This is a genomic window from Nicoliella sp. ESL1113, from assembly GCF_058509245.1.
Map to the genome: position 1 here is coordinate 371689 of NZ_CP196388.1, position 23648 is coordinate 395336.

Sequence of the window (23648 nt, forward strand, 5' to 3'; positions counted from 1 at the left end):
CGAATGTCAAGATACTTTTTATTTTATAAGTGAACGGAATCAGTTTCATCCAAGTATTCTTCAACCATATCGTCGATGATTTTGAAAATGATTTCCTTATCTTGAACACTAACTGGAACGATGTGGATATTTTGCACATCATCCTTAGTAATTGATTCCAGGTTAATTGGTTGGTTTTCACTTTCTAAAACGACTTTATATAGTGCTTTTTGATCTTGTGATTTAAATTTTAATGATAAATTGATTTGTTTAAATAGTTTAATTAAATAGTCTGCCGTAGCGTAGTGATCATTGATGATATCAACGTAGTTAGTATTCAAAACACCGTGATGATCTGCTTGAAAGTAATTAGCGTAAGCTAAGGCTTCCTTGATATATTCACTTGGTAGCGTGTTATTAGTCAAGTTTGTCTTTAATTGTGTATATTGACTCATAATATTACCTCCCTTTTATTCTATGTATGCTATATGCTAAATTATTTATCCAGTATAGCTCATTCAATTTTAAAATTCAAACATTAAGACGGTTTAAGTTTAAAATTGGTTCGGTCTAATTTGAAATGTGGTTGCATGAAATTGTTTATCGCTGTACTTTTAAACGGTGACTGGATTATACTTTAAACATATGAAAGGATGATTGAAATGACTAAAAAAATATTGATTACACCAGCAATTAATCGTTTTGTGGGTCAAGAAATTAAGGATAAGGGTTTCGAACCAGTCGTTGTTGATGGTCAAGATGCTCAGTTAATTTTAGATAAAGCTAGTGATGTTGATGGAATTATTTTAATGGCAGATCCGTTTCCGAATTCGATGTTCGCTAAAATGCCGAATTTAAAGGTTTTAGCTCGACAAGGCGTGGGGTATGATAATGTTGATGCTAAGTTTGCTGCTGAAAACGGGGTTTGGGTTTCAAATACCCCTGGTGGAAATGCAGTGGAAGTGGCTGAAAATGCGATTGCCGATATGCTAATTTTATCTAAGCATTTATTTACGATTTCCACTAAAATGCGTGAGGGTGATAGCTCTTATGGTGAAAAGCAGATGGCAACACAAATTAGTGGGAAAACCCTTGGGATCGTTGGTTATGGTCATATTGGTCAACAAGTTGCTAAGATGGCATCTGGATTTGGGATGAACGTATTAATTTACAATCGGACGCCACGGGAAACTAAGTACGGTAAAATGGTTTCTTGGGATGAATTGTTCAAGCAGTCTGACTTTGTGTCACTTCACTTACCAGCAGTTCAGGGAACGATCGGGAGTGTTGCAAAGAAAGAATTTGACATGATGAAAGATTCAGCATACCTAGTTAACCTAGGGCGGGGGCCTTTGACTAACGAGAATGATATGGTCGATGCGCTTAAAAACCATCACATTGCTGGCGCTGCATTGGATGTTTTTGATAAGGAACCATTGCCAATGGATAGTCCCATCCGTCAATTAGACAATGTTTTTATTACACCACATTGTAGTGGGAACTCCGTTGAAGCTTGGAATGAAATGGCCCATGCAGCCTTGAACAATATTTTGAACGTATTTGCCGGTAAGCAACCAAATACACCAGTGAATGAAGTTAAAGATTAAATATATACAACAAAAGAGCTCTATGACGAATGATTATCGTCATAGAGCTCTTTTAAATTGCTATTAATTGTTCAAGAAAATAGCAAGAATTATAGTTCAACGTTAAATTCATCAAAGAATTCGGGTAATGTCTTAAGATTATCACCATTGTAACGTTTGAATAGTTCCTTTGGTGTATAGTGAACATCCGCAGGTTTATCGTCAAGGTACTTAGGACTAACGGATTCATCTAATTTACCATTAACGATGCTTAATTGAAGATCTTCAACTGGAAGGCCTCTTTGATTGCCAATTTCGACATCAACTAAAAATGGCTTGCCAGCCTTAACTGTGGCAGCTGCTTTTTCAAAAGCTGGTTTTAATTCAGAGACCTTAGTAACGGTTACTGCATCAATCCCAAATCCTTCTGCGACCTTTGCAAAGTCAATTGGTTCCAGATCCAATCCAAAGATTTGCATTGGGGCATCTTCTTGTTCCCCTTCAATAAAGCTGAGGTCATTGTTGGAGGTAACCACATTGATTACTGGAACCTTGTATTTTACAATGGTGGCAAGGTCTTGAAGCACCATTGCTAGGGCTCCATCACCAGCAATATTCCAAGATTGTCTATCTGGATATTCACGTTTTGCAGCGATTGCACCAGGGAGCCCACTCCCCATCGTTGCAAAGAGGGCAGAAATCACCCACTTGTTTTGCTTAGTAAGGTCGAGGTATCTAAAGGTATTGATAATGTTATCCCCAACATCAATTGAGAAGGAAGCATTATCATCTGCCACTTCATTGATCGCCTTATACATCTGGCCTGGTAATAATGGCGATGCATCTGAATTTTTCATGATTTCTAGATATTCTTTCCAGTTCTGCATGTCAGCGACAGCAGCCTTAAAGTAGTTCGTGTTAGCGACCTTAGTGCTTCTTTCAATTGCTTTTTCAATAAATTGGGTTGCATCTGACCAGATACCAAGGTCTAAGGTATGATGACGCCCTAACATACTACGATCGTTGTCAACTTGTACATAGGTAAATGGATGGCTAGCGTAGTAGGTGTTGGCAAATGGGAAGTCACCACCAATTGCGATCACAAGGTCTGCGACTGACATAATTTCATCTGCAGCCTTGGATGCAGCACGGTTAGCAGTTCCTAATAGGCCTTCGTAGTCTCTAGGAACCAATCCACTTGCTAATCCATCGATAATAATTGGAATTTGTAATTTTTTGGAAAGCTCAACTAACTTTTCGCCGCCATCCTTGATTCCACGACCAGCGTGGAAGACAGGACGTTTAGCTGATTTAACTAACGTCAAGAATTTGTCGACTTCTGAATCGGTTGCTTCAGGTTCTGGAGCAACCTTTTCATCACTTAAACTCGCTGAGGAGTACTTCTTTTCTGGAATCTGTTCATAACCAAAGTTATTAGGAATGACAACCACGGCCACACCATTGTTTTTATAAGCAGATTTGATTGCTTCATCGACCACGTGGGGGAGACTTTCGGGCGTCATCACAATTCGGTCATAGCATGCCACATCCCTAAAAACAGGGGTTTCAGGCATTTCTTGGAAGTAGTCATAGTTCATATTCGTATTAGGAACTTGTCCGACTAGCGCTAAAACGGGAGCATGATCAGCCTTCGCATCGTAAAGTCCGTTCAACAGGTTAACTGCACCAGGACCAGCTGAGCCAAATGCGACCCCAATCTTACCAGTCAATTTAGCATGGGCTGCGGCAGTAAGTGCTGCTACCTGCTCGTGGCGAACTTGAATGAAGTTAATATTTTTTTGTTCAATTTGTAACCCATCTAGTAATGAATTAATTGAACCACCAGGGTATCCATAAACGTCCTTTACGCCCCATGATTCGAGGACCTTTAAAAGGGCCACACTGGCCTTGATCGTTTTTTTATTTTCCATTAGATAATCCTCCTGATCCGAAATATAGTACAAAATTTTGATATACGTTCATTTTACCACTTTTCAATTTTTTATCATGTTATAACACCTTTTGATTTGTTATAGTATAATAACTAACGGGGTGATTTATGATGAAGTATAAAGCAGTAGTTTTTGATGTAGATGGGACTTTAATTGATAGTTTTCCACGCTATGCAGCAATTATGAAACTGATTACGCCTAAGTATGGAATTAAAGATATATCCGATGCTGAACTGCATGCGACGTTCCCATTAACTGCGGTCCAGACAATCGATTATCTGGGGATTCCCAGTCGATTTAGTAACCAAATGGCAATTGACTATACGATCGCAGCAGCTCAATTGAACCAAAAACCTGTTTTATATCCAGGGTTTGATGAATTTTTCCAACGGCTACAAGATAGTTATCCCGATGTGGCATTGGGAATCGTCACTTCTGGAAGTAATGAAGATATGCAAAGTTTAAAGGATCATTTTGCTTTTATGAAACAGGTATGGGTAATTGTGACATCCGATCGGTTACCTTATCATAAGCCTGCTCCAGAACCATTGTTATTTGCAATCGATCAAATGGGGGTTAGTCGCAACGAAACGTTGTATATTGGTGATTCTTTTACTGATGAGGGATGTGCTAAGAACGCACGGGTCGATTTTGGATTAGCTGGTTGGGGAGATATTGATCAAGAGCTAAGAAATGGTTATGCAAAGTACGATTTTAAAACTCCTCAAGAAATTTTGAAATATTTTTCCTGAAATGGTTGTAATTAGGACTCACTTCTGATAATATTATTAAGTATTCTTTTGAGTCGGTAGCTCAAGCAGAGCACTCGGTCCTTTTCCGAGAAGATGTTAGTTCAATCCTGGCCCGACTCATAATAAAAGCTGAGACAATTTGTCTCAGCTTTTTTCGTATTTAATTATTATTGTGATACTGTTCCAATAATCTTTTGACCTGGGTCTGGACTAATTTAGCGTCATTGCCAGAAACTTTATGTAATGTGATTTCATGGTTAGCGACCAGGTCTTGAATCTCATCATCATTGAGGGGCTTTTCATCATCACCGAGGGTAATCGAGTATAGTTGATTGCTTTTGGCACTGTCGTTAATTTTATCACGGAGCTGATCAATGATACTGAGTAAGAAATCATCATTATCAAATTGGTTAGCGATCAATTTAAGTCGTTCACTACTGGTCGGTCCATTACTGTAACGATTATTTAGATCATCATATACATTTTGATCAACTTGATTGGATGCCCATTCCAATTGATTAATAAAATTAAGCGCGTTATCAATATATTTAGAAGCGGTAATTGAATCCATTGCTGTAAAGTCAGCATTAACTTGAAAATTGGGTCTTGGCTCATTCATTGTAAGGACTCCCTTATTGCAATTTAATTTAATTATATCAAGAAATAGCTGGTTTATGATAAAATTACTATGGAATAATTTAGAGAAGAGGATATTAAAATGGTTAATCCATATTTTCATAAGGTACAATACTATGAAACTGATAAAATGAAAATTACTAGTCATACGAATTACATTCGGTTCATGGAAGAAGCGCGTAGTGATTTTTTGGAACAAATTGGGTGGGCCTATGATCAATTTGAAGCTAATCAAATTATATCGCCAGTGTCTAAGGTCGTTGCGGATTATAAAAAGACGACTACCTTTCCTGATGTAATTAAGATTGAGACCCGTGTTGCCAAGGTCAGTAAGCATCGGTTGGTATTAAGTTATCTAATGACGGTCAAGGACCAGCTAGTTTGTCGGGCTAGTAGCGAGCACTGCTTTTTAGACATAAATGGTAAGATTATCAACATTCAAAAGCAATTACCCGACTTTTATACTAGGTTAACAGAATTGGTTAATGATAACTAGAAAGTGGTGAGTTAGATTAAAATTATTGATAAGATTGCAGATGCTTTTTCTAGTTACTCTAACGTTATTAAACGGATTTATGTAGTATTGATTTTAGTTTTCGTGGTTTATTCGATCCACTCCATTTTTGAACAAATTTCTTGGCATAAGTTAGTACATGCTAGTCATTTACTTTCGATCGGCAGTTTAGCTACATTGATAATCTTAGGAGCGCTTTCGATCATCCCAATGATGATTTATGATTTTACTTATACTCGCAAGGTCAAAATGGATATTTCAATGCCAGAGTTGATCACCAGTAGTTATGTAATCAATACGTTCACAAACATCGGGGGATCTGGCGGATTGGTCGGGGCGAGCCTTAGGATCTTTTTATTCGGCAGCGTTCAGGAAAATAATAAAGAGACTGCTAAGATTGTTACTCAAATCGCCTTGTTCACGATGACGGGCTTAGTCGTTAATGATATTCTTGCAATACTGCTTAACATTGATCGCTTTGGAATGGAACCACTTTGGATTAAGGCAGTGTGCCTATTGTTCCCGCTTTATTTATTAGTTCCGTTCATTGCCAAAAACGATACATTGAATCGTCGCGATCTATTCCACCTCTTGATTGGCTCAACTTTGGAGTGGGTGTGTTGTTTAGCATTCTTTTTGAGTATCGGTTACTTCATGCACATTCATTTTGATGTACGAGCAGCTTACTTAGGGCTAGTCTTTGCTGGAATTGTGGGAGCGATGTCATTAATTCCTGGTGGAATCGGTTCATTTGAAGTCGCATTAACATTTGGTTTACAAAGAGCGGGGATTTCAACTGATATTATTGTAATTTGGGCCTTGATCTATCGGATCTGTTATTACTTCATCCCGTTTTTAATTGGAATGGTCATGTTGATATTTAAATACTTGAGTAGAAATCGCAACAAACTGATCAATTAGGGTGTCATTTTGATTGGACATTTTAGTTTGATTAAAAAGCAGCTTTAATTTATAATTAAGGCGTTAAAATTAAAAATAAACTGTCACTAGGGGAGCTATTTAGCTGAGAATTAATTTGACCCTTTGAACTTGAATCTGGTTAGCACCAGCGCAAGGAAGTGGCCCTTTGAAATTAGCTAATGGTTTGCGAATTTAGGGGGGATGCTTCTGTTTGAAGTATCTCCTTTTTATTATAGTGACAAATAGGGAGCTATTTTAATGGTAAATGATATTAAGACGTTGATTAACGATGTTGATCAAAATAAAGATCAGTTATTAGCAATATTAAGTAAGCTAGTGGCATTTCCCACTCCCGCTCCACCGGGCAGAAACTCAGATGATGCTCAGGCATTTGTTAGGGACTTTCTTGAACAAAATGGGTTTAATGTTGATCAATGGGATCTTTATCCTCATGATTCAATTGTTGTTGGGACGAAACCAGGATCTGATCAATACCAAAGTTTGATTTTAAATGGGCATATGGATGTAGCCTCGATTCAATCGGATGAAAAATGGCATTCAGATCCGTTCAAGATGGTCATTAATGATGATATAGTCATCGGTCGCGGGGTAGCAGATATGAAGGGTGCCCTTGCTGCAATGCTAATGGCAATTCAATTGTTGAATAAGTCTGGTCTAGAACTACCTGGTGAATTAAAATTCGAATCAGTTATTGGTGAAGAAAGTGGTGAAGCCGGAACTTGGGATGCAATCAAACATGGTCATAAAGCTGATTTTGCGATTGTCGGTGATATTAGTGATTTTCATATTCAAGGCCAAGGCGGAGTAATTACTGGTTGGATTACGATCAAAAGTGATCAAACGTTTCATGATGCTACTAGACGCCAGATGATGAATGCTGGTGGAAAGCTACGGGCTGCTAGCGCAATTGAAAAGATGGCAAAGGTAATTTCTGGTCTCAACGAGTTAGAAAGAGATTGGGCGGTCAATAAAAGTTATCCTGGAGTAGAACCTGGTTCTGATACGATTAATCCTGCTGTAATTGAAGGGGGTCGCAATGCCGCTTTTATTGCAGATGAATGTAGACTGTGGGTAACGGTTCATTTTTATCCAAATGAGGACTATCGAGATGTAATAAGAGAAGTTGAAGATCACATTGATCAAGTTGCCAAGGCAGACCTTTGGATGAAGAATCACATGCCCATTTATAAGTGGGGTGGCAAGTCAATGGTCGAAGAGCGTGGGGAAGTCTTTCCAGCCCTTGATCTTGATGCGAAATCAAAACCAGTTGAATTACTAAGAGATGCTCACTATCAAGTAACGAACGAACGACCAATAGTCGATGTTTCACCAAGTGTTACTGATGGGGGATGGTTCGGTCATGCTAATATTCCAGCTGCTATTTATGGACCAGGCACGATTGATGAAGCTCATTCTGTAGATGAATCACTAAAAATTGATGATTTAGTTCAATATACCAAAGTCTTACTTCAATTTATTTATGAATGGTTAAATACCAAAAAGGAGTCCAATTAATGAAATTTAGTGAACGGTTAGTAACAGAATTAAAACCTGTTTGGGAAGCCAATCATAACCATCCATTCGTAAAAGAACTAGCGGATGGAACATTACCAGTTGATAAGTTTAAATTTTATATGATTCAAGATTACATTTATTTAATTGATTATGCGAAGCTATTTGCTCTAGGAGCGCTCAAAGCTTCTGATTTAAAAGTAGAGGGAAAGTTTGCTGAGTTGCTCAGTTCTACTTTGAACACCGAAATGGGTTTGCATCGTAAATACGCTAGTGAATTTGGCATCAGCGAAGCAGAGTTAGAAAATACTCAACCGACTCCTGTAACTTTAAGTTATACAAATTATATGCTATCAGTTGGCCAAAGTGGGGGCTTAGATAAGGTCTTAGTTGCATTGTTACCATGTATGTGGAGTTATAATTTAATTGGCAAGCAGCTATTGAATACACCAGCAGCCAGCCATCCACTGTATTCGAATTGGGTATCAATGTATAGCGATGATGAGTACACGAACTTAACTAATTGGACGATTTCCTTATTAGATGAATTGGCATCTGGTAAGTCTGAGTCTGAATTATCAGAACTGAGCCAAATTTTTCTAAATACGACTCGTTATGAATATTTATTTTGGGACATGGCTTATTATCAACGCAATTGGCCAATGGCTTAATAAAAAAACGACTTTGATTAACTTCAAAGTCGTTTTTTTATTAGTGTTTATCTTTTCGCTCTTGATTATCATTTAGGTGGGTTTCCAACCAGTCAATGACCTCATGGTTATTTTTATGAATCAAGTCTTGGACTTCACCTCGATTTAAATGTTTGTGTTCCCTTATAAAATGATCGGTCTTATCAATTAATTCATTACTTTCGACTGGATGTGCAAATACATAATCGAACCAAGCCCAAAGGCTAAGGTATGCGATGATTGAAAATACGGCAACCAATGCATGGTTATTATTAATAACCGTTTCTAATGTATAGATCGTACCAATTACCAATAGGATCATTTTAACGTTACGTGTTTTTAAAACTACTGTAATATAACGATGCGCAAATCGGTATGTAAGTAACCAAGTTAAAATCCAAATGATATTGATCACTAATAAATCAATTACTGCCCATAACCCAGGTAGTGATGCGGACTTGCTATTAACTAATCCTGCAATTTTACTAATCAACATTGGCATTAGAATCATGATCTCGACTAGTAAACAAACAACAGTAATTATCTCTGCGCGCCCCTTGGGAATAAAACGTTTTTTATCTTTCATAATATAAGATACCCCTTTGATGTTATCATTTTTATTAAGAATAGCACAAATAATAAAATTGTCCACTTACCATTATTTTTATTATTTATAATTACTAATAAATAACTAATTATAAAATCATAAGATTAATTTCTGGTATAATTGTTACTTATAAATGGGGTGATTGAATTGAATCAAAATTATAATTCTTTTAAATTAAGAATGTTTGCATTGATCTTAGGACTTTTTGTTGATGCCTATGGGAATAGTCTGACGATTATGACTAATAATGGGAATGGAATCTGGACGGCGGTAGCAGTTGATTTTAATCAGTTGTTTGGGCTGTCAGTTGCATGGACGTTATTTATATTTGGAATCATTAATATTGTTTTGAATCAATTTTTAGTTAGGCGTATTGACTGGTGGCGAATCATTAGTGGCCTTATCTACATGGCCTTTTTCAGTTATTTTATTGATATTTTTAATAAATTTAACCTTGCCATGGGAATAACCAATTTGAATAAGTGGCTAAGCCTGTTAGTTTCAATTCTAGGAATTATTTTAATCGGGGCAGCGATTTCTGTATATCAACGTGCTAACATTCTCATGCATCCTAATGATGATACTACTAATATCTTACGATTTAAGTATTTTCACGGAAGTGCAATTAAAGCTCAGTTTGCAGATATGGGGTTTATTGCAATTATTATTTTCATATGTTCAGTTATTTTAAGAAGCATTGATTCAATCGGTATCATTACAATTATTGGATTCTTTCTTCTTGGCCCGATTATTCAATTTTCTGATAAATTGATTTTACCTAGGTTAAAACATAATTTTAGTAAAAATGATCAAATATAAAAGGAATGGATTTATCCATTCCTTTTATTATTTATTGAACCAATGTTGATAAGCAATTGCATTAATGAGAAGGTACAGTTCCATCCAGCTTAATTTATTTGCGTATTCTGGAAGTTCTTTATGCTCGATTAATTTTTTAACCGGTTCATCAATATTGTTAATATCATCAATAACTGCATTAGGAGTAAGTTGGTTATTGAAGTATTGCTGAATTGTTACATATTCTTTTAAGTTCGCTTTATTATCCTTGGGAGTGAGATGGAGTAGATCGGCACTTTGTAAATTTAAATCATCATCAAAGTTATTTAAAGCTGCTTGGTATTCCGAAATAAATTTATTATTTAAAACATTAAGATAATTTTCAATCCTTGATTGATCATCTTCACTAAAGGCATCCCGATTATCTTCTTTTGACCATAGTTCTAGAAAATGAGTGTATAGCAGAACGTCCTCATAATAATAATTTTTTGTTTCATTGTTTTTTTGAGCACTTTCGCTGATTGATCTAATTTTATTTAAAGCGGTTTGATTTGAATTCAAATTAAAAATCCTTTCGTATTGTATTTAAGTTATGTAGACATATCATAGTTCAACTTGTTTTTATATTATCATATTTTATAAAAATGATTACTATATTTAGCCTTATTCTCAAAAATAAAAAAATAAAATTAGGTAAATTACGAATATATATATTAACGGAGGTGTTAAACAATATGTTTAATAAAAATATAAATGAAAAAAAGAAATTACGAAAGGTAAAGAAGCGCTGGGTGGTATTTACTGTAGCATTAGCTTTTGCAACTACTTGTGGATATTCGATCAATTCAAACCAAACTGCTAATGCTGATTCTGCAAACACCCAAATTGATAATTCGATTGGAAACGCTAAAGATTTTGTGAATGCAATGAACAACGGTTCTCTAAAACAGATTAAGTTGTCAAACGATATCGATCTTAGCGAACTTAACTTAAATCAGCTTGTAAAAGACGGCTATGATGTATCTACTAAGACTAATCGAATTAGAATTCCAGGGCGTGAATTATTAATCGATTTAAATGGGCATCAGCTCAATTTTGGGATGCTTCAATTTAGAGTGAACCTAGAATCTGAAAATACCAATATTTCATTTTTTAATGGTAATTTGTTAGGAACGAATAAAAATGGATTGTTTAGCTTTGATATTATTATGGGGAATGAATTGCAAGTTCATTTAAATAATACTCAACTTTCTGGGACGCGGTTAGTTGAAAATGAAAATAATGAAGCTACATCCGAATCAACAGTTGCTGAATCATCAGCGTCTGCACCAAGCTCATCAAGCAGTGCGGCTGAATCGTCAGTATCAGAACCAATTGCATCGAGTAGTGCAGCTGAATCATCAGTGGCAGAACCAATTGCATCGAGTAGTGCAGCTGAATCATCAGTGGCAGAACCAATTGCATCGAGTAGTGCAGCTGAATCATCAGTGGCAGAACCAATTGCATCGAGTAGTGCAGTTGAGTCCTCAGTAGCAGAACCAATTGCATCGAGTAGTGCAGCTGAATCCTCAGTAGCAGAACCAATTGCATCGAGTAGTGCAGCTGAATCCTCAGTAGCAGAACCAATTGCATCGAGTAGTGCAGCTGAATCCTCAGTAGCAGAATCAATTGCATTGAGTAGTGCGGCTGAATCATCAGTGGCAGAATCAATTGCATCGAGTAGTGCGGCAAAATCATCATTGATAACTAGCTCACATAGTAGTGCATCGAAATCTTTGACCCCAAATTATTTTTTAAATAATATTCAAAGCGACAGTAACACTGGATATAAAAATAGTTATGGAATAATCAATTCATCCGCAAACAAAAATGATCAATCAAATGCTTCAAAATACAATGAAGATCACTTCCAAAAAGATAATAACTTAGGAAGTGTTAATAATGCGATTAATAATTCACAATCGATTGATAATGATTCAAAAAAGAAAACAGACATAAATAGTCAAAACACTAATCTAAAAAAATCAGAAATTAATAATGTTAAGAAAAATAAAAAAAGTAAGGCCATTAAGTATTTTAAAATTAAACACTTAAAGGCAGTCAAACTTTATAGTAATGCTAGTGGAAAGACGATTAATTTAAAAAATAGTAAGAAATTGAAAGCGAATAAAAAATATAAAATTTTGAAGCAACTAAAGAATCGAAATGGAAAGGTAGTTTATAAAACATCCTTAGGGTATTTGGTAACTAGTGCAAATAATTTAAGGCTAACTAGATAGGGATAAACTCCAGATAAATAGATTATCTGGATACATACAAGTAATTTGTTTGTTTTTACTTTAACTATATAATATATAAAACAAAAAAAGGTTGACTAATTAATGAGAATTAGGTATCATATTAATTGTTGTTTTGATATTTATATCAAACAGATTTCGGAGGGGTAGCGAAGTCTGGCTAAACGCGGCGGACTGTAAATCCGCTCCTTCGGGTTCGGTGGTTCGAATCCACTCCCCTCCATAGTTATAGGGATATAGTTCAAAGTTAGAATACCGGTCTCCAAAACCGTTGATGTGGGTTCAATTCCTACTATCCCTGTAATGATGAAGTCTTGGCGGTATTGGTGAAGTGGTTAACACATCGGTTTGTGGATCCGACACGCGTGGGTTCGATTCCCACATACCGCCCTCGAGTTGTTAGCTTAATTGTAAAGCCCTGGACTCTTTATTCAGGAGATGGTGGTTCATATCCATCACAACTCATATTATTGGGCTATAGCCAAGTGGTAAGGCAACGGGTTTTGATCCCGTGATGCGCTGGTTCGAACCCAGCTAGCCCAATCTTAAAAAAGCGACTAACGTAAACGTTAGTCGCTTTTTTCTTGTATAATTTTAGTAGGAGGTAAATTATGAACCCAAAAATAAAGAGAATCATCTTAGATACACTAATATATATTTTCATTTTCGGCATTTTTATTGTTGGACCACTGTTAATTTTACACATGATTTTCCCGAAGGAAACCTCTCCAGATATCTGGTTAACCTTTATCGGGAGTTACCTTGGCTCGATTGTTGCCGTTATCGGTACGGTAATCATTACGCGGATGCAGATCAAAACTGAACGGCTAGATAGCCTAAATAATTCATTATTCATTGAGCATTACCAGATGTTAAATTCATTGTTGAATGACCTTTATCACATTAAGAATGTTTCACTCGATTATGGAAGAAGGGTGAAGGTCATTAACCGCTATTTTGAACAAAACCATAATTTAGTTGAAATTGAGAAATATACCCAGAATTTTATCGATAGCTTCGATTCTAATCAATTTACTAGTTTTTATAGTTTTGCCAGGAATCGATTAATGTCATTAGATATTGATAGTAAAGCAATTGATAGGGTGGACAAAATTGATTCTGCGTTATTCAAAAGTAACCGCGACCTGGTGGTTGCCTACCGTAAAATTAGTAAATTCTTCAACGATGCGAAGGATAATCAGCAACTGAGTAATGATCTGATCGCTCAATTTAGCGGTGGTTTGAACGATGAAATCACTGCTCTCCGTGAAATTAAGCAGCTCTTGAATCAACTGGACAAGACGATTCAAGATATTCTAAGGAGTAATCACGACTCGATTATTTCAAAATAATGGGTGGAGCAGGGGAATTAATAGCATCCCTAAACATCCTGTTTCTTTTCTTTCATTTTAATATATACTAAAATAAGACTATTAAATAGATTGGGAGGCTTTAGTATGTGGGGAGTAATAATTACAATTGTCGCAATCATTTGCGCCACTTTAATTATCATTGATAAACATCACAGTAGGGATAAGCACGACGATTTACAGCAAAAAGTGGCAAAATTAGAACAAGAAGTAAACGATCTTAAAAATCAAAAATAATCAAAAAATCCTAAACCATAGAATTATGGTTTAGGATTTTTTTAGTTAGAACTGGCGTTACTAGTACTATCTTCATTTTTAAAATCATTATAGGCAGCCAACAGGTTCCCATTTGCAATCTTGTCCCGTAGTTCTTGATTATTTGCATTGAACCATTCTGATTGTGCAGCTTGAATATATTGTTGCGGAATTTGATTATTGGTAGCAATCTGATTAAACAACGCTTGGTCATTAGCAGCTTTTTGAAGTTCGCTTAACGGAGTGGTTTGAATAATCTTGATCACCTGAGGTTTGACCTCCGTTGGGACTTTTTGTTCCGCAATTTGTTCTCCCTGCTTTTTGATCACCTTATCCAATGTGGTATCGGTCTTTCGTTGTGTATTGCTGAGTTCATTAATTTGATGGCCAACGTTAAAGATGCCAATGACTATCAACACGGCAATAATTGCAGTGATCCATCTTCCATAGTGATGTTTTCGTTTCTTAGCATTTCGCGGATTACGTTGACGGGTATGGACTTCATCATTACCATCTGAATTGTCGGCTGAAATCGAACGCCGATAATTTCGGTGCAATTGTTCACGGATTTCTGGTTCATGATTTTGATTCATAGTAGATACTCCCATTGATAAAATTTGCTTACTATAATATCACGATAAATGAATGGTTTGTCGCAAAATTAAGAAATTTTAAATGATATTTTAGAATCTATTTCTGTGGTAACCAAGAACCATTGAATAAACCTTGTCTTAATTCAGCTGCTGAAATGTTGCCATCGTTTTGCTTAAACCCATCATAACTAAAATGCCCAGCTAGCGCATCTTTTTGGAAACGCTGGGCCTGCTTTAATCCGTATTCGAGGAGTGAATTATCCTTAACTTCATTCATTAATCGGCCACTGAGCGTCAAGGTTGGATCTTCGATTTTTGCAGTTACAGCATCGAGGACCTCTAAGTATTCAGGACCAAGGACTAGCTGGTTAGTAAACTTACGCAAACGACTAATCAGTTGACGCGCATCATCAACATATTCACAAACTTGATCTGGCTTTTCCATTGACACTCGTTCATTCATCTGGTCAGCATGGTCAAGTTGCTTGATAATATCACCATTCAACGTTTCACCATCGGTCATCAAGAAGTAGGCAACCAGAAGTCGAATAAACCGCAACGTGGTATCTTTGATTGCAACATCCACGGTGGGGTCAAGATCGAACATTCTTAACTCTAAGTACTTCACACCGTTTGTTTTTAAATCGGGAAGCTGCTTGCCACCACGAAAACGCACGGAACCGTGAAATTCGGATACCCCAGCAATTTTTCCGGACCGAAATGCTTCCATAATGCGATCGACGTAGTTATCAACACTTGAATAGTCAACATCGAATGAATCAATAAATCCAAAGTGACTCTGTCGAATGCTCCGAATCGGATGACTTGGACCACTATTTTGATCAAAGTAGTTCGCTTGAGCAACAGGGCTGGCACCAAACAAATAGGTCAGTAGCCAGCGGTATTTAATAAACCCCTGTGCAATTCGCGGATAAACATGATTACGGACCGTTACAATATTGGCATCCCCGTCATCAACGATACTATTCATCACCTCATCACTAATGCTTAAGTTAATATGCACTCCACAAGGTGCACCACGAGTAATTCCATACCGTTCACAAATGCTTTCAAAGTAGGCTTGCTTTTCTGGTGGTTCAATCGCTAGTAGTGATTTATCCTTTTGCTTTGGTAAAATAGCGGGCATTGAAAGCGGCCATAGTAGTTCACCCGTGGGGAGAACTTTTCTTAATACGTTCGTCAATGCTCCGTCAAATTGTAAGGTGTCATTAAGGTTGGCGGGGGGCGTCACAATTTCAGTCATCGATTCAAGGTAATCCTTGGTAATCCATGGATTTTTAAACGGACTCCCCGCGCCACTCGGGTGGGTGGTCAGCTTCATATTGCCACTCTTATCACAACGCATTCTCTCAATTTCGATTCCAGTTGAAATATTTAATAGCGTGTGAACAAGGCGCTGCTTAACAATTTGATTCCCGATTTTATTCAACAAGTTAATCACTTCCCTTTTTAATTTAAATCTTTTTAAATAATGCTTCTAATTTAAATTATAACTACAATACCACCATTTGACTCATAAATACATTTTTTTATCCATTTGGATTTTAAAAATAATACTATTCATCATATACCATATAATATTAGAGGGGCGATAACATGGCGATTAAAATTAGTACTGATTTGCTTGATGGTTGTGTACTGGGCCTGCTCAGCCATGAAGATTTCTATGGCTATGAGCTTACGAAACGGGTTCAAAAGTCAATAACGGTTTCCAACTCGACGATGTATCCAGTAATGAGGCGTTTAAATAAAGATGGATTGGTAACAACTTATGATCAGCCTTATAAGGGACGGAATCGTCGCTATTATAAAATCACCGATTTAAGGATTGAACATTTAAAAATGATTCGATCTGAATGGATTGATTTTAAAACGGGAATTAATGAATTAATAGGAAGTGATGAAATTGAATAGATATATTGAAGAGTTAAGAAAACTCCTGGGTCGGTTAGATGAGTCTGATTTGGTCGATAGTATTGATTACTACCAAAACTATTTAGCAGATGGGGGCTTCGATAGTTACGAAGATTGCGTTAAGGAACTAGGCAGTCCCAAAGCGTTGGCAAATAAAATCTTAGCAGATGACTATGTCAATACCGATACTGATAGTCGGATGGCCACCAGGAGGGAAACAAAGGGTAGTTCAACACCATCGATTTGGTTAATAATAATTGCGATCGTGGGCTCGCCAGTCTGGGTGCCATTAGTACTGGGGGCATCGCTCACAATCCTGGGCCTATTATTAGCAGCATTCGTCTTACTATTTGGGCTAGCTGTAATCATCTTTGCCGGAATCGTTACGTTCTTTGCGGTACTTTTCTGGGCACTTACCCACCTGTTGACCTTCTTTACAGTTAGCATCTTGTTGATTGGTGGGGGATTAATTGTTTTAGGAATCTCACTAATTTTAATTCCGTTTGCATTAATGTCTCACAAAGCGTTGGTCGGGGGGATCAAAAGGTTCAGCACTTGGCTTGCTCATAAGACGATTAAAAGAAACGATGCAGAAAAGCAGAAGAGGGGTTAATGATGAAAAAATTTACGATTACAGTATTAATATTGCTACTCTTTGGCATCTTGATCTCAGTATTTGGGCTTTCACGAGTTGGGTTCAACTGGCACAATTTACATAATGAATTCGTTTCAGTCAGTGAAAAATCATACGGTAAAGCATCTACCAAGCAGTTAGCCGCCTTTGATCGCATTCGGGTGACTGAAAAGGCACACGTCACTATTAAGCAGGGGGATAGCTATCAAGTCAGTGGTGCGGACGCCAACGGGTATCACACTAACTATGCGGTCCAAAACGGCGAGTTAGTAATTAGCGGTAGTAATAAGGAAAAGGGCGGTTTTAACATTATGGGTTGGACCACGCCCCAGTATAATGCCAAAATTACGATTACCATCCCTAAGGATAAGGCATTAAGCAGTTACCAGCAGGCAAATGTAAATTCTGATTTAGTGATGGATAATATTAAGATCACAAATAAGTTATCATTGACTGACATTAGTGATGTCACCTTGAATAAAGTTAGCGCCGAGGGAATTAACATTGATTCTGCAGATGGCGATATTAACGTTAAGAACAGTCATTTTAGTGGCAACAGTAGCATTGAAACTACTGATGGTGACATTAAGCTGACTTCCAACCAGTTCAACACTCTAAAGATTAGTTCAACGGATGGGGATATCAAGTTGAACAATAACACTACTAAAAACGGGATTAGTGAAGTCGGCAGCACTGATGGTGATGTTACTTTGGGTCAAAATAAGTGGGACGACTTAAAGGTTAGCAGCACTGATGGTAATGTTACATTCGACCACCAGGACGTTCAAAGCTCCATAAGCATTAAAACCGAGGATGGCGATATTGATGGGGTGGTTGATCGCACAGACAATGCTAAAATTAGTGCTCACGCAAGCGATGGTGACATCTCAATTGATAAGGGTTTGAAAGATACATTTGCTAATAAACCTTATCGGCTTGATTCAGTTGATGGAGATATCAAAATTAAATCTAATAATTAATCAAAAAGGGTGCATTATTGGCGGTTTTTAACTATAATATAAGGTATTAAGTCAATGGGAGGATTTATAACATGAACTTAGATGATGAAAATATCGATATTGAATTTAACGCCGCTACTAAATCAGATTTGCCATACATTGTGGATGTATATAACGAATCAATTCCAGGCAGAATGGCAACCGCAGATCTCGAACCAGTGTCAGTGGCTGATCGTGTTGATTGGTTCAGACAACATGATCCTAACCACCGTCCGTTATTAATAATTAATTACGACGATGACAGAGCTGGCTGGCTCAGTCTAAGCAGTTTCTACGGTCGGCCCGCCTATGAGGAAACAGTCGAAATCAGCATTTACATTAATAATCAATTTCAACACAAGGGCATCGGAAACGCGGCTGTGAACCACGCTGAAAAAATCGCTGCCCGCCTGGGTGTGAAAAATATCGTTGCATTTATCTTTGCTCATAATGATCCAAGCCTCCATTTATTCCATAAGAATGGTTATGAAGACTGGGGCCACATGCCTAACGTTGCCGTAATGGATGGTAAGCAACGGAGCTTAAATATTTTAGGCAAGCGGATCGTTGATTAGTATGAATAGTCAAACTCAAGCATTCTTAATCTTACTTTCATTAGCCATTTTAACGTGGTTGCTGATTTTCATTAACCATGATCCAGACAGCCGACGAGATCATCGGTTAATGGCAATTGCGATGACGGTGGCAGTTGTTATCTTTGGAATTGTTATATTAATATAAAAAGCAGGGCCAGGGGCTCTGCTTTTTAATATGTTAAAGGGAACGATAGTAACAAGTTCACTAAATCCTATTAATCATTAATATGTTTAGCAACAAATTCATCAATCGGTAATCTAAAGTCCAAGTAGTATTTTTCTAATTTTTCTCGCGACCAATCCCACCAGGCGATTTTTGCTAAGTCAGTCTTGATTTCATCAGGGAATCGATCCTTAATTTTCTTACCAGGAACCCCACCAACAATTGTGTATGGTTCAACATCATGGGTCACGACTGCACCAGCACCGATTACAGCACCATCACCAACGGTTAATCCGCTTTGGATCAATACACCGTGCCCAATCCAAACATCATTACCAATCTTAGTTCGGATTGCCTTACGCTTAGTTAGGTATTCTTGATCCTTAGGCTCAAACCCATAGGCACCACCGTTATAAGAAAAGATGTGCTGAGCGGCACGATCATAAGGATGATTAGTAGGGCCGATTCTTACCATTGCGGCAATACTATTAAACTTACCTAGATCTGTGTTTTGCATAAAACAATATTGACCAGTGTAATCATAGTCACCAAATGTACAGTTATCAATTAAGTTACTTTCACCAATTTCAATCCATTGACCGAACTGAGTATCCTTAATTTTACTATTTTCGCCAATTGTTGGATTATCCTTAGATAGTTTAGGAAAATTAATATGCATTTATTAGCACCTTCTTGTTTATAAATTATGTTAATTATAAGACGATTATACTAGAAATGATATCATTAACATGCTTATTTTTAAAATGGAAAATTTGAATTATAAATTTAACCATTAATATGATATTAAGTTGTTGTATTTAGAATTGACATTTTCCTATTAAATACAACTTCAGATAATAAATGTTATGTAAAGTAAATACAAATATCATTAATTCTCAATTCCCTAACTTGCTTTTAACAAAAACATTCCAACTGATTCAGTTGGAATGTTTTTCATTATTTATAATTTAAATAAAAATCATCAGCAGACATGTAATGGATTTTTGTCATAAAGATATACTTACTCAGGTAACCAATAACAATTGGTACGATCAAGAATGTAATAATAATGATCATAATTTCAGCACCGCCTTTAAGGGCGTTAATTGGGCCTACCAATCCAGCTGAACCAAATCCAGCACTTAAGGGCGTTCCCTTAATTTCAAAAAATGCACTAATTCCACCAGCGATTCCAGCATTAATGGCCAATGGCAATAATACTTTGGGCTTTTTTAAAACATTAGCCATTTGAATCTTAGGAGTTCCGATAAAGTGTGCAATACTGGTACCAAATGAATTAACTTTACTACCATAAATCGCTAATGCAATTGCGGCAGCAGTGATTCCAATATTTGCAGATCCTGACGCAATACCATTTAGTGATATTGCGGTAGCAACTCCTACTGAAGAAATGGGACTTAAGATTAGGATTGCAAAGATAATTCCAATTACAGTTCCCATTATAATTGGCTGCAGTTCAGTTGCAGATAATGCTAGATCACCAATTAATTTTGTAATCATTCGCACTGGTTTAAGGGTCAATAGACCAATACCACCAGCAATAATAATTAATAAAGTTGGTAATAATAAGACATTATAACTTCCGAGCCGTGGACTAATTAACTTAATTATAATCACCCCAATTGCAATGGTGAGCATAATGTTGATTACATCACCAGTTCCCTTTACAGAAAAGCCCCCTGCTGGACTAATCATCCAGTTACCAGCTCCCATCGCTCCAACTAATGCTAACGATGCACTTTCTAGTGGCTTCATTTTAAAATACATTGCGACACATAATCCAGAAATAGCTGGTAGCAGGACCATTGCAAATGAAACTAATGAATTGATAATTGATAAACTCGGAAAAAAGCGTTGAGCGTAATTAAGAATTTCATTTAACAGCGCTGCAGGCATTAGGGTAACCACTACTGCGATGCTGACACCGTTTAGGACGTTTAAAGTCCCCTCTTTAATTGCGTTTGCGTTTTTAATCATATATTAACTCCTTATTTTATATATTTTAATATCATACCATATTAAACATCTAATTAAAATCTAATACTAATTTAATTAATTTATCTTAGTGATTATTTTAAAGCCCTTTGAATCAACTGTGTTAAAATTAGGCTAATATTAATTAAGGAAGGTGAACTATGTGGATAAGCAAAAGTATGTTGAAGCACTAAAGCACGAATCACCTGATGTAGTATTGGGTAGCCTCATGGATGAACTTGGTTATCCTGATATTAACGGAATTGCGGATGCATGTGATGTTGCTCAATCAACTAGCAATCAAGATGATTTAGACCAAATCGAAACGAATCAACCGATGTTTTATAATTACAAATCACATCGTCTAGTAAATAAAGCTGATGTGTTAAATATTCTTAATCAGCTGAAAAAATAAAATAAGCACCTGATCAAAAGCAAATTGATCAGATGCTTATTTTATTTGTAAATTATTATTCAGTTTAATTGAACAACTTCGTATGATTATATAGCTATAAAGGCGAAGTCAATCACTGAGCGCGTCTCAGTAACAGACAATAAATCATCCAAATTGGCTTGTATATCACGGTTACTATATAATAGTAGGTGCTGATAGCAAGCGGTTTTAAGGGGTTTTATAAGCAAGTAAAAGGTTAGTTTTTTAGATTTAAGTATTCATATAATTTCATATGATGACTTGCAGGGGTAGTCATCTGGATAGTCACAAAAAGGGAAGCTAGTTTTAATCACTAGCTTCCCTTTTTCCGACAAATTTGGTCTTTATCCGCTTTCCATGAGTGCGTTGATCTACAGGTCTGACTAAGGCATCATCCCGATCACCGCTTCGATAGCGATTTCGGATTGTTGATGGTTTGATGCCATACTTGTAGCCAAGTTCATAGTAGTCAGTATCGTGTCCTTTAAACTGGATAACTTTCCGATGTCCAACTTGCCGAATTGGTCTTACCAAGTCATCGTCACGGTCTCCACCGTTGAAGTAGCGCGTCCGCAATGTTTCGACAGGAAGTTGATAGACATCAGCGATTTCTTGAAAGGTTGCTTCACGCCCCTTAAAGCCAATCGTGCCAACCGTTTTAATTGGCTGCACTACTCGGTCATCACGCAGACCTTGACTATAGTAGCGATAGTTTAGATTATCAACTCCGATGCTCTTGCCGTAGATACTGATGACCTGTGCCATACTGATAGCCTTGCCGTTAACTACTAGCATGTCATGCTCTGGATCACGCTTTTTTCTTCCGCTACGGATCAGTTCTGCGCCTCTTAGCCCTCGATAGTGTCTACTAGCTACTGTGGTAAGCGGAAGATGATACTTCTTTGATATTTGATCAAGGGATAGCCGTTCGCCTTCCACTTCAACAAAAATTTTGTTCGGAACTGGATCTGAAACTAGCTTTTCTCCACGTATACCTTGATTATAGCGATAGCGAATGGTATGAGCATCGATGCCAAACCGCTTACTGAGCTCAGCAAAAGTCATCAGCTTACCTTCGAACTCAACTTTCTTAGCCATCAACTACTACCCACTTGTCATCATCGTATACGAACTTAGCATCTTCTAGTGATTTTGCGTTAGTTACTTCAACGGTTTGAGATGCGTTATCAACCTTAAAATCAAGCGCTGGGGCGTTGTCTTTGAGCCAGTCTTGTACCTCTTCGTTACTATCGTTAGCATCATAGTTATCTAAGTATGCTTGTTTTTCTAGTTCTACTACTTCATCAAAGTTCTTCACGTTATCTTCTCCTTTATAGTACCGTGCTATCTTTTCTACTGTGATCCATGAAACGTTGTATGGATCGATACGCCCGTTCTTTACATCGCTGATATAGCCTTGGCTCTTGCCAGTCTGTTGGGCTATCTCATAGTTGGTTGGCTTTCGTGCCTTTAAAACGCTTAGCATCTTTTGAACTGAGTCGATGCTATCACCTCCTTTAGTGGTACTTAACAGCATCTAAGATGCCGTCGACTTCAGCGCCATCGATCAAGATGTACTCGTCATCTTTGGTCAAGATGTAGTAGCTATCTTCATCCTTGCCGATTAGGTCACCCGAGACTGGGGCATCTTCAAAGATAAATTGGTCTTGAATGCGGTTGAACTTGTCGCTGGATGCGTCAAAGTTGTGTTGCAAGCCTAGTAGTACGTTGATGGCTTGGCTTGGTGTGATAAGTCCGTGGTTCATGTTTTCCGAGATGTCCTTAAGTGCTGCATTAAATTGGTATTTTTCCATGATAATCTCTCCTTTGGTTTGCTTGATCTTTATTACAACTACAGCATACTACTTTTAAACGAAGTAATCAAGTATAAAAAATTATTTATTCATGATTGACTTAGGTACCCACATACTTAGGCCTCTGTCGATGTAACCAGTGAAAACATCGATCCCGATTTCGTCGAAGACTTCGGCTTCGTCAGCATCAAAGATGAACTTGACGAGAACCGCTCTTTCGGTTTCCTTTTCAACAATCGTGCCTTCTGCTGCGTACTGTACTGCGATGGCATCGCGTTTGCTACGATCTTCGGCAATCTTCCAAACAGGTACACAACCAACAAAGTCGCGGTCGAAACTGAAGTAACCTTTGTGAGCGTAGAAACGAACTTCGCTTACAAGGTCTTGCAACCATAGCTCTTTGAGCTTGTTGTAAGGGTAGACGTTCTTTTGGGTGTAATACTTCCAACTTACCTTAAGTGCGAGTGACATTGCCATCTGGTAGTCACCGTAGTCTTCCTTTAAATCTTTGGCGATAAAGACTGCTAGACTCATAACTCTTCTTCTTAAACGGTTTGCCTTACTTCTTCTTTTCATCATTTTAATTACTCCCTTTCCT

Annotated in this window: 29 protein-coding genes, 5 tRNA genes and 1 riboswitch; of the genes, 21 read left to right on the forward strand and 13 right to left on the reverse strand. The window is 37.2% G+C overall.

What is annotated here, in order from left to right; genetic code table 11:
* Positions 1 to 23 precede the first annotated feature (23 nt).
* Positions 24 to 434: a hypothetical protein gene (locus tag ACSYTJ_RS08475; RefSeq protein WP_491720359.1), complete on the reverse strand. Its 411-nt coding sequence runs from the start codon at positions 432 to 434 to the stop codon at positions 24 to 26.
* A gap of 207 nt (positions 435 to 641) precedes the next feature.
* Here ACSYTJ_RS08475 and ACSYTJ_RS08480 point away from each other — a divergent pair, with 207 nt between their 5' ends.
* A complete protein-coding gene (locus ACSYTJ_RS08480) occupies positions 642 to 1586 on the forward strand; it encodes a phosphoglycerate dehydrogenase (protein ID WP_491720360.1) in 945 nt (314 codons plus the stop codon).
* Between the two features lie 89 nt (positions 1587 to 1675).
* On the opposite strand, the gene spxB is transcribed toward ACSYTJ_RS08480, so the two are convergent.
* Positions 1676 to 3496 (reverse strand): pyruvate oxidase, encoded by a 1821-nt coding sequence (spxB, locus tag ACSYTJ_RS08485; RefSeq protein ID WP_491717441.1) that lies wholly within the window; start codon positions 3494 to 3496, stop codon positions 1676 to 1678.
* A 128-nt stretch (positions 3497 to 3624) separates the two neighbouring features.
* Here spxB and ACSYTJ_RS08490 point away from each other — a divergent pair, with 128 nt between their 5' ends.
* Complete coding sequence (locus tag ACSYTJ_RS08490) at positions 3625 to 4269, forward strand: HAD family hydrolase (RefSeq protein WP_491720361.1); 645 nt, start codon at positions 3625 to 3627, stop codon at positions 4267 to 4269.
* A 160-nt stretch (positions 4270 to 4429) separates the two neighbouring features.
* On the opposite strand, the gene ACSYTJ_RS08495 is transcribed toward ACSYTJ_RS08490, so the two are convergent.
* Positions 4430 to 4888 (reverse strand): hypothetical protein, encoded by a 459-nt coding sequence (locus tag ACSYTJ_RS08495; protein ID WP_491720362.1) that lies wholly within the window; start codon positions 4886 to 4888, stop codon positions 4430 to 4432.
* A gap of 99 nt (positions 4889 to 4987) precedes the next feature.
* Here ACSYTJ_RS08495 and ACSYTJ_RS08500 point away from each other — a divergent pair, with 99 nt between their 5' ends.
* The 4 genes from ACSYTJ_RS08500 to tenA all read left to right on the forward strand — a co-directional run bounded on the left by ACSYTJ_RS08500 (position 4988) and on the right by tenA (position 8544).
* Entirely contained in the window at positions 4988 to 5401 is a 414-nt protein-coding gene (locus ACSYTJ_RS08500; protein WP_491720363.1) for an acyl-CoA thioesterase, read from the forward strand.
* 33 nt (positions 5402 to 5434) lie between these two features.
* Complete coding sequence (locus tag ACSYTJ_RS08505; RefSeq protein ID WP_491720454.1) at positions 5435 to 6340, forward strand: lysylphosphatidylglycerol synthase domain-containing protein; 906 nt, start codon at positions 5435 to 5437, stop codon at positions 6338 to 6340.
* Positions 6341 to 6418: 78 nt separating this feature from the next.
* Positions 6419 to 6514: riboswitch (TPP riboswitch) on the forward strand.
* Positions 6515 to 6598: 84 nt separating this feature from the next.
* Positions 6599 to 7876 (forward strand): acetylornithine deacetylase, encoded by a 1278-nt coding sequence (locus tag ACSYTJ_RS08510; protein ID WP_491720364.1) that lies wholly within the window; start codon positions 6599 to 6601, stop codon positions 7874 to 7876.
* Positions 7876 to 8544, forward strand: a complete 669-nt coding sequence (gene tenA, locus ACSYTJ_RS08515; protein WP_491720365.1) for a thiaminase II — start codon at positions 7876 to 7878, stop codon at positions 8542 to 8544. The genes ACSYTJ_RS08510 and tenA overlap by 1 nt, the downstream gene beginning before the upstream one ends.
* Positions 8545 to 8584: 40 nt before the next feature.
* Here the strand turns inward: tenA and ACSYTJ_RS08520 are convergent, their stop codons facing one another.
* A complete protein-coding gene (locus ACSYTJ_RS08520; RefSeq protein ID WP_491717435.1) occupies positions 8585 to 9148 on the reverse strand; it encodes a hypothetical protein in 564 nt (187 codons plus the stop codon).
* Positions 9149 to 9316: 168 nt separating this feature from the next.
* Here ACSYTJ_RS08520 and ACSYTJ_RS08525 point away from each other — a divergent pair, with 168 nt between their 5' ends.
* On the forward strand, positions 9317 to 9988 hold the full coding sequence (locus ACSYTJ_RS08525) for a DUF6198 family protein (RefSeq protein ID WP_491720366.1): 672 nt from the start codon (positions 9317 to 9319) through the stop codon (positions 9986 to 9988).
* Between the two features lie 27 nt (positions 9989 to 10015).
* Here the strand turns inward: ACSYTJ_RS08525 and ACSYTJ_RS08530 are convergent, their stop codons facing one another.
* A complete protein-coding gene (locus ACSYTJ_RS08530; RefSeq protein WP_491720367.1) occupies positions 10016 to 10528 on the reverse strand; it encodes a hypothetical protein in 513 nt (170 codons plus the stop codon).
* Between the two features lie 173 nt (positions 10529 to 10701).
* On the opposite strand from ACSYTJ_RS08530, the gene ACSYTJ_RS08535 reads away from it, so the two are divergent.
* The 8 genes from ACSYTJ_RS08535 to ACSYTJ_RS08570 all read left to right on the forward strand — a co-directional run bounded on the left by ACSYTJ_RS08535 (position 10702) and on the right by ACSYTJ_RS08570 (position 13871).
* Positions 10702 to 12246 (forward strand): hypothetical protein, encoded by a 1545-nt coding sequence (locus ACSYTJ_RS08535; RefSeq protein WP_491720368.1) that lies wholly within the window; start codon positions 10702 to 10704, stop codon positions 12244 to 12246.
* A 158-nt stretch (positions 12247 to 12404) separates the two neighbouring features.
* A tRNA-Tyr gene (locus ACSYTJ_RS08540) sits at positions 12405 to 12487 on the forward strand.
* A 7-nt stretch (positions 12488 to 12494) separates the two neighbouring features.
* Positions 12495 to 12565 (forward strand) — tRNA-Trp (locus ACSYTJ_RS08545).
* Between the two features lie 16 nt (positions 12566 to 12581).
* Positions 12582 to 12654 (forward strand) — tRNA-His (locus ACSYTJ_RS08550).
* A 3-nt stretch (positions 12655 to 12657) separates the two neighbouring features.
* A tRNA-Lys gene (locus tag ACSYTJ_RS08555) sits at positions 12658 to 12729 on the forward strand.
* A gap of 6 nt (positions 12730 to 12735) precedes the next feature.
* Positions 12736 to 12807: transfer RNA gene (locus ACSYTJ_RS08560), tRNA-Gln, on the forward strand.
* Between the two features lie 68 nt (positions 12808 to 12875).
* The gene (locus ACSYTJ_RS08565; protein ID WP_491720369.1) at positions 12876 to 13616 is read left to right on the forward strand and encodes a hypothetical protein; all 741 of its coding nucleotides are present in this window, start codon (positions 12876 to 12878) and stop codon (positions 13614 to 13616) included.
* A gap of 105 nt (positions 13617 to 13721) precedes the next feature.
* On the forward strand, positions 13722 to 13871 hold the full coding sequence (locus ACSYTJ_RS08570; RefSeq protein WP_491720370.1) for a hypothetical protein: 150 nt from the start codon (positions 13722 to 13724) through the stop codon (positions 13869 to 13871).
* Positions 13872 to 13912: 41 nt separating this feature from the next.
* Here the strand turns inward: ACSYTJ_RS08570 and ACSYTJ_RS08575 are convergent, their stop codons facing one another.
* Both ACSYTJ_RS08575 and ACSYTJ_RS08580 read right to left on the reverse strand, forming a co-directional pair.
* The gene (locus ACSYTJ_RS08575; protein WP_491720371.1) at positions 13913 to 14482 is read right to left on the reverse strand and encodes a hypothetical protein; all 570 of its coding nucleotides are present in this window, start codon (positions 14480 to 14482) and stop codon (positions 13913 to 13915) included.
* A gap of 97 nt (positions 14483 to 14579) precedes the next feature.
* Positions 14580 to 15935 carry a glutamate--cysteine ligase gene (locus ACSYTJ_RS08580; protein ID WP_491720372.1) on the reverse strand — a complete coding sequence of 452 codons (1356 nt, stop codon included), beginning with the start codon at positions 15933 to 15935 and terminating at the stop codon, positions 14580 to 14582.
* A 164-nt stretch (positions 15936 to 16099) separates the two neighbouring features.
* Between ACSYTJ_RS08580 and ACSYTJ_RS08585 the strand changes: the two genes are divergently transcribed.
* From ACSYTJ_RS08585 to ACSYTJ_RS08605, 5 genes are all read left to right on the forward strand, one after another.
* Positions 16100 to 16417, forward strand: a complete 318-nt coding sequence (locus ACSYTJ_RS08585) for a PadR family transcriptional regulator (RefSeq protein ID WP_491720373.1) — start codon at positions 16100 to 16102, stop codon at positions 16415 to 16417.
* Positions 16410 to 17030, forward strand: coding sequence for a DUF1700 domain-containing protein (locus ACSYTJ_RS08590; protein WP_491720374.1), 621 nt, complete (start codon positions 16410 to 16412; stop codon positions 17028 to 17030). Before ACSYTJ_RS08585 ends, ACSYTJ_RS08590 begins: the two co-directional genes overlap by 8 nt.
* Entirely contained in the window at positions 17030 to 18031 is a 1002-nt protein-coding gene (locus tag ACSYTJ_RS08595) for a DUF4097 family beta strand repeat-containing protein (protein ID WP_491720375.1), read from the forward strand. Before ACSYTJ_RS08590 ends, ACSYTJ_RS08595 begins: the two co-directional genes overlap by 1 nt.
* A gap of 71 nt (positions 18032 to 18102) precedes the next feature.
* Positions 18103 to 18624 carry a GNAT family N-acetyltransferase gene (locus ACSYTJ_RS08600; RefSeq protein ID WP_491720376.1) on the forward strand — a complete coding sequence of 174 codons (522 nt, stop codon included), beginning with the start codon at positions 18103 to 18105 and terminating at the stop codon, positions 18622 to 18624.
* Position 18625: 1 nt separating this feature from the next.
* A complete protein-coding gene (locus ACSYTJ_RS08605) occupies positions 18626 to 18790 on the forward strand; it encodes a hypothetical protein (RefSeq protein ID WP_491719405.1) in 165 nt (54 codons plus the stop codon).
* Positions 18791 to 18860: 70 nt separating this feature from the next.
* Here ACSYTJ_RS08605 and ACSYTJ_RS08610 read toward each other — a convergent pair whose 3' ends face one another.
* Together ACSYTJ_RS08610 and ACSYTJ_RS08615 are read right to left on the reverse strand one after the other, a co-directional pair.
* Positions 18861 to 19487: a DapH/DapD/GlmU-related protein gene (locus ACSYTJ_RS08610; protein WP_491717422.1), complete on the reverse strand. Its 627-nt coding sequence runs from the start codon at positions 19485 to 19487 to the stop codon at positions 18861 to 18863.
* A gap of 278 nt (positions 19488 to 19765) precedes the next feature.
* Positions 19766 to 20806 (reverse strand): PTS sugar transporter subunit IIC, encoded by a 1041-nt coding sequence (locus tag ACSYTJ_RS08615; RefSeq protein WP_491720377.1) that lies wholly within the window; start codon positions 20804 to 20806, stop codon positions 19766 to 19768.
* A 160-nt stretch (positions 20807 to 20966) separates the two neighbouring features.
* Here ACSYTJ_RS08615 and ACSYTJ_RS08620 point away from each other — a divergent pair, with 160 nt between their 5' ends.
* On the forward strand, positions 20967 to 21218 hold the full coding sequence (locus ACSYTJ_RS08620) for a hypothetical protein (protein WP_491717420.1): 252 nt from the start codon (positions 20967 to 20969) through the stop codon (positions 21216 to 21218).
* A 324-nt stretch (positions 21219 to 21542) separates the two neighbouring features.
* On the opposite strand, the gene ACSYTJ_RS08625 is transcribed toward ACSYTJ_RS08620, so the two are convergent.
* The 4 genes from ACSYTJ_RS08625 to ACSYTJ_RS08640 all read right to left on the reverse strand — a co-directional run bounded on the left by ACSYTJ_RS08625 (position 21543) and on the right by ACSYTJ_RS08640 (position 23629).
* Positions 21543 to 22031 (reverse strand): hypothetical protein, encoded by a 489-nt coding sequence (locus tag ACSYTJ_RS08625; RefSeq protein WP_491720378.1) that lies wholly within the window; start codon positions 22029 to 22031, stop codon positions 21543 to 21545.
* A 295-nt stretch (positions 22032 to 22326) separates the two neighbouring features.
* Entirely contained in the window at positions 22327 to 22773 is a 447-nt protein-coding gene (locus ACSYTJ_RS08630; protein ID WP_491720379.1) for a helix-turn-helix domain-containing protein, read from the reverse strand.
* Positions 22754 to 23050, reverse strand: coding sequence for a hypothetical protein (locus ACSYTJ_RS08635; protein ID WP_491720380.1), 297 nt, complete (start codon positions 23048 to 23050; stop codon positions 22754 to 22756). Before ACSYTJ_RS08635 ends, ACSYTJ_RS08630 begins: the two co-directional genes overlap by 20 nt.
* Before the next feature lie 81 nt (positions 23051 to 23131).
* Positions 23132 to 23629 (reverse strand): hypothetical protein, encoded by a 498-nt coding sequence (locus tag ACSYTJ_RS08640; protein WP_491720381.1) that lies wholly within the window; start codon positions 23627 to 23629, stop codon positions 23132 to 23134.
* Positions 23630 to 23648: the final 19 nt, after the last annotated feature.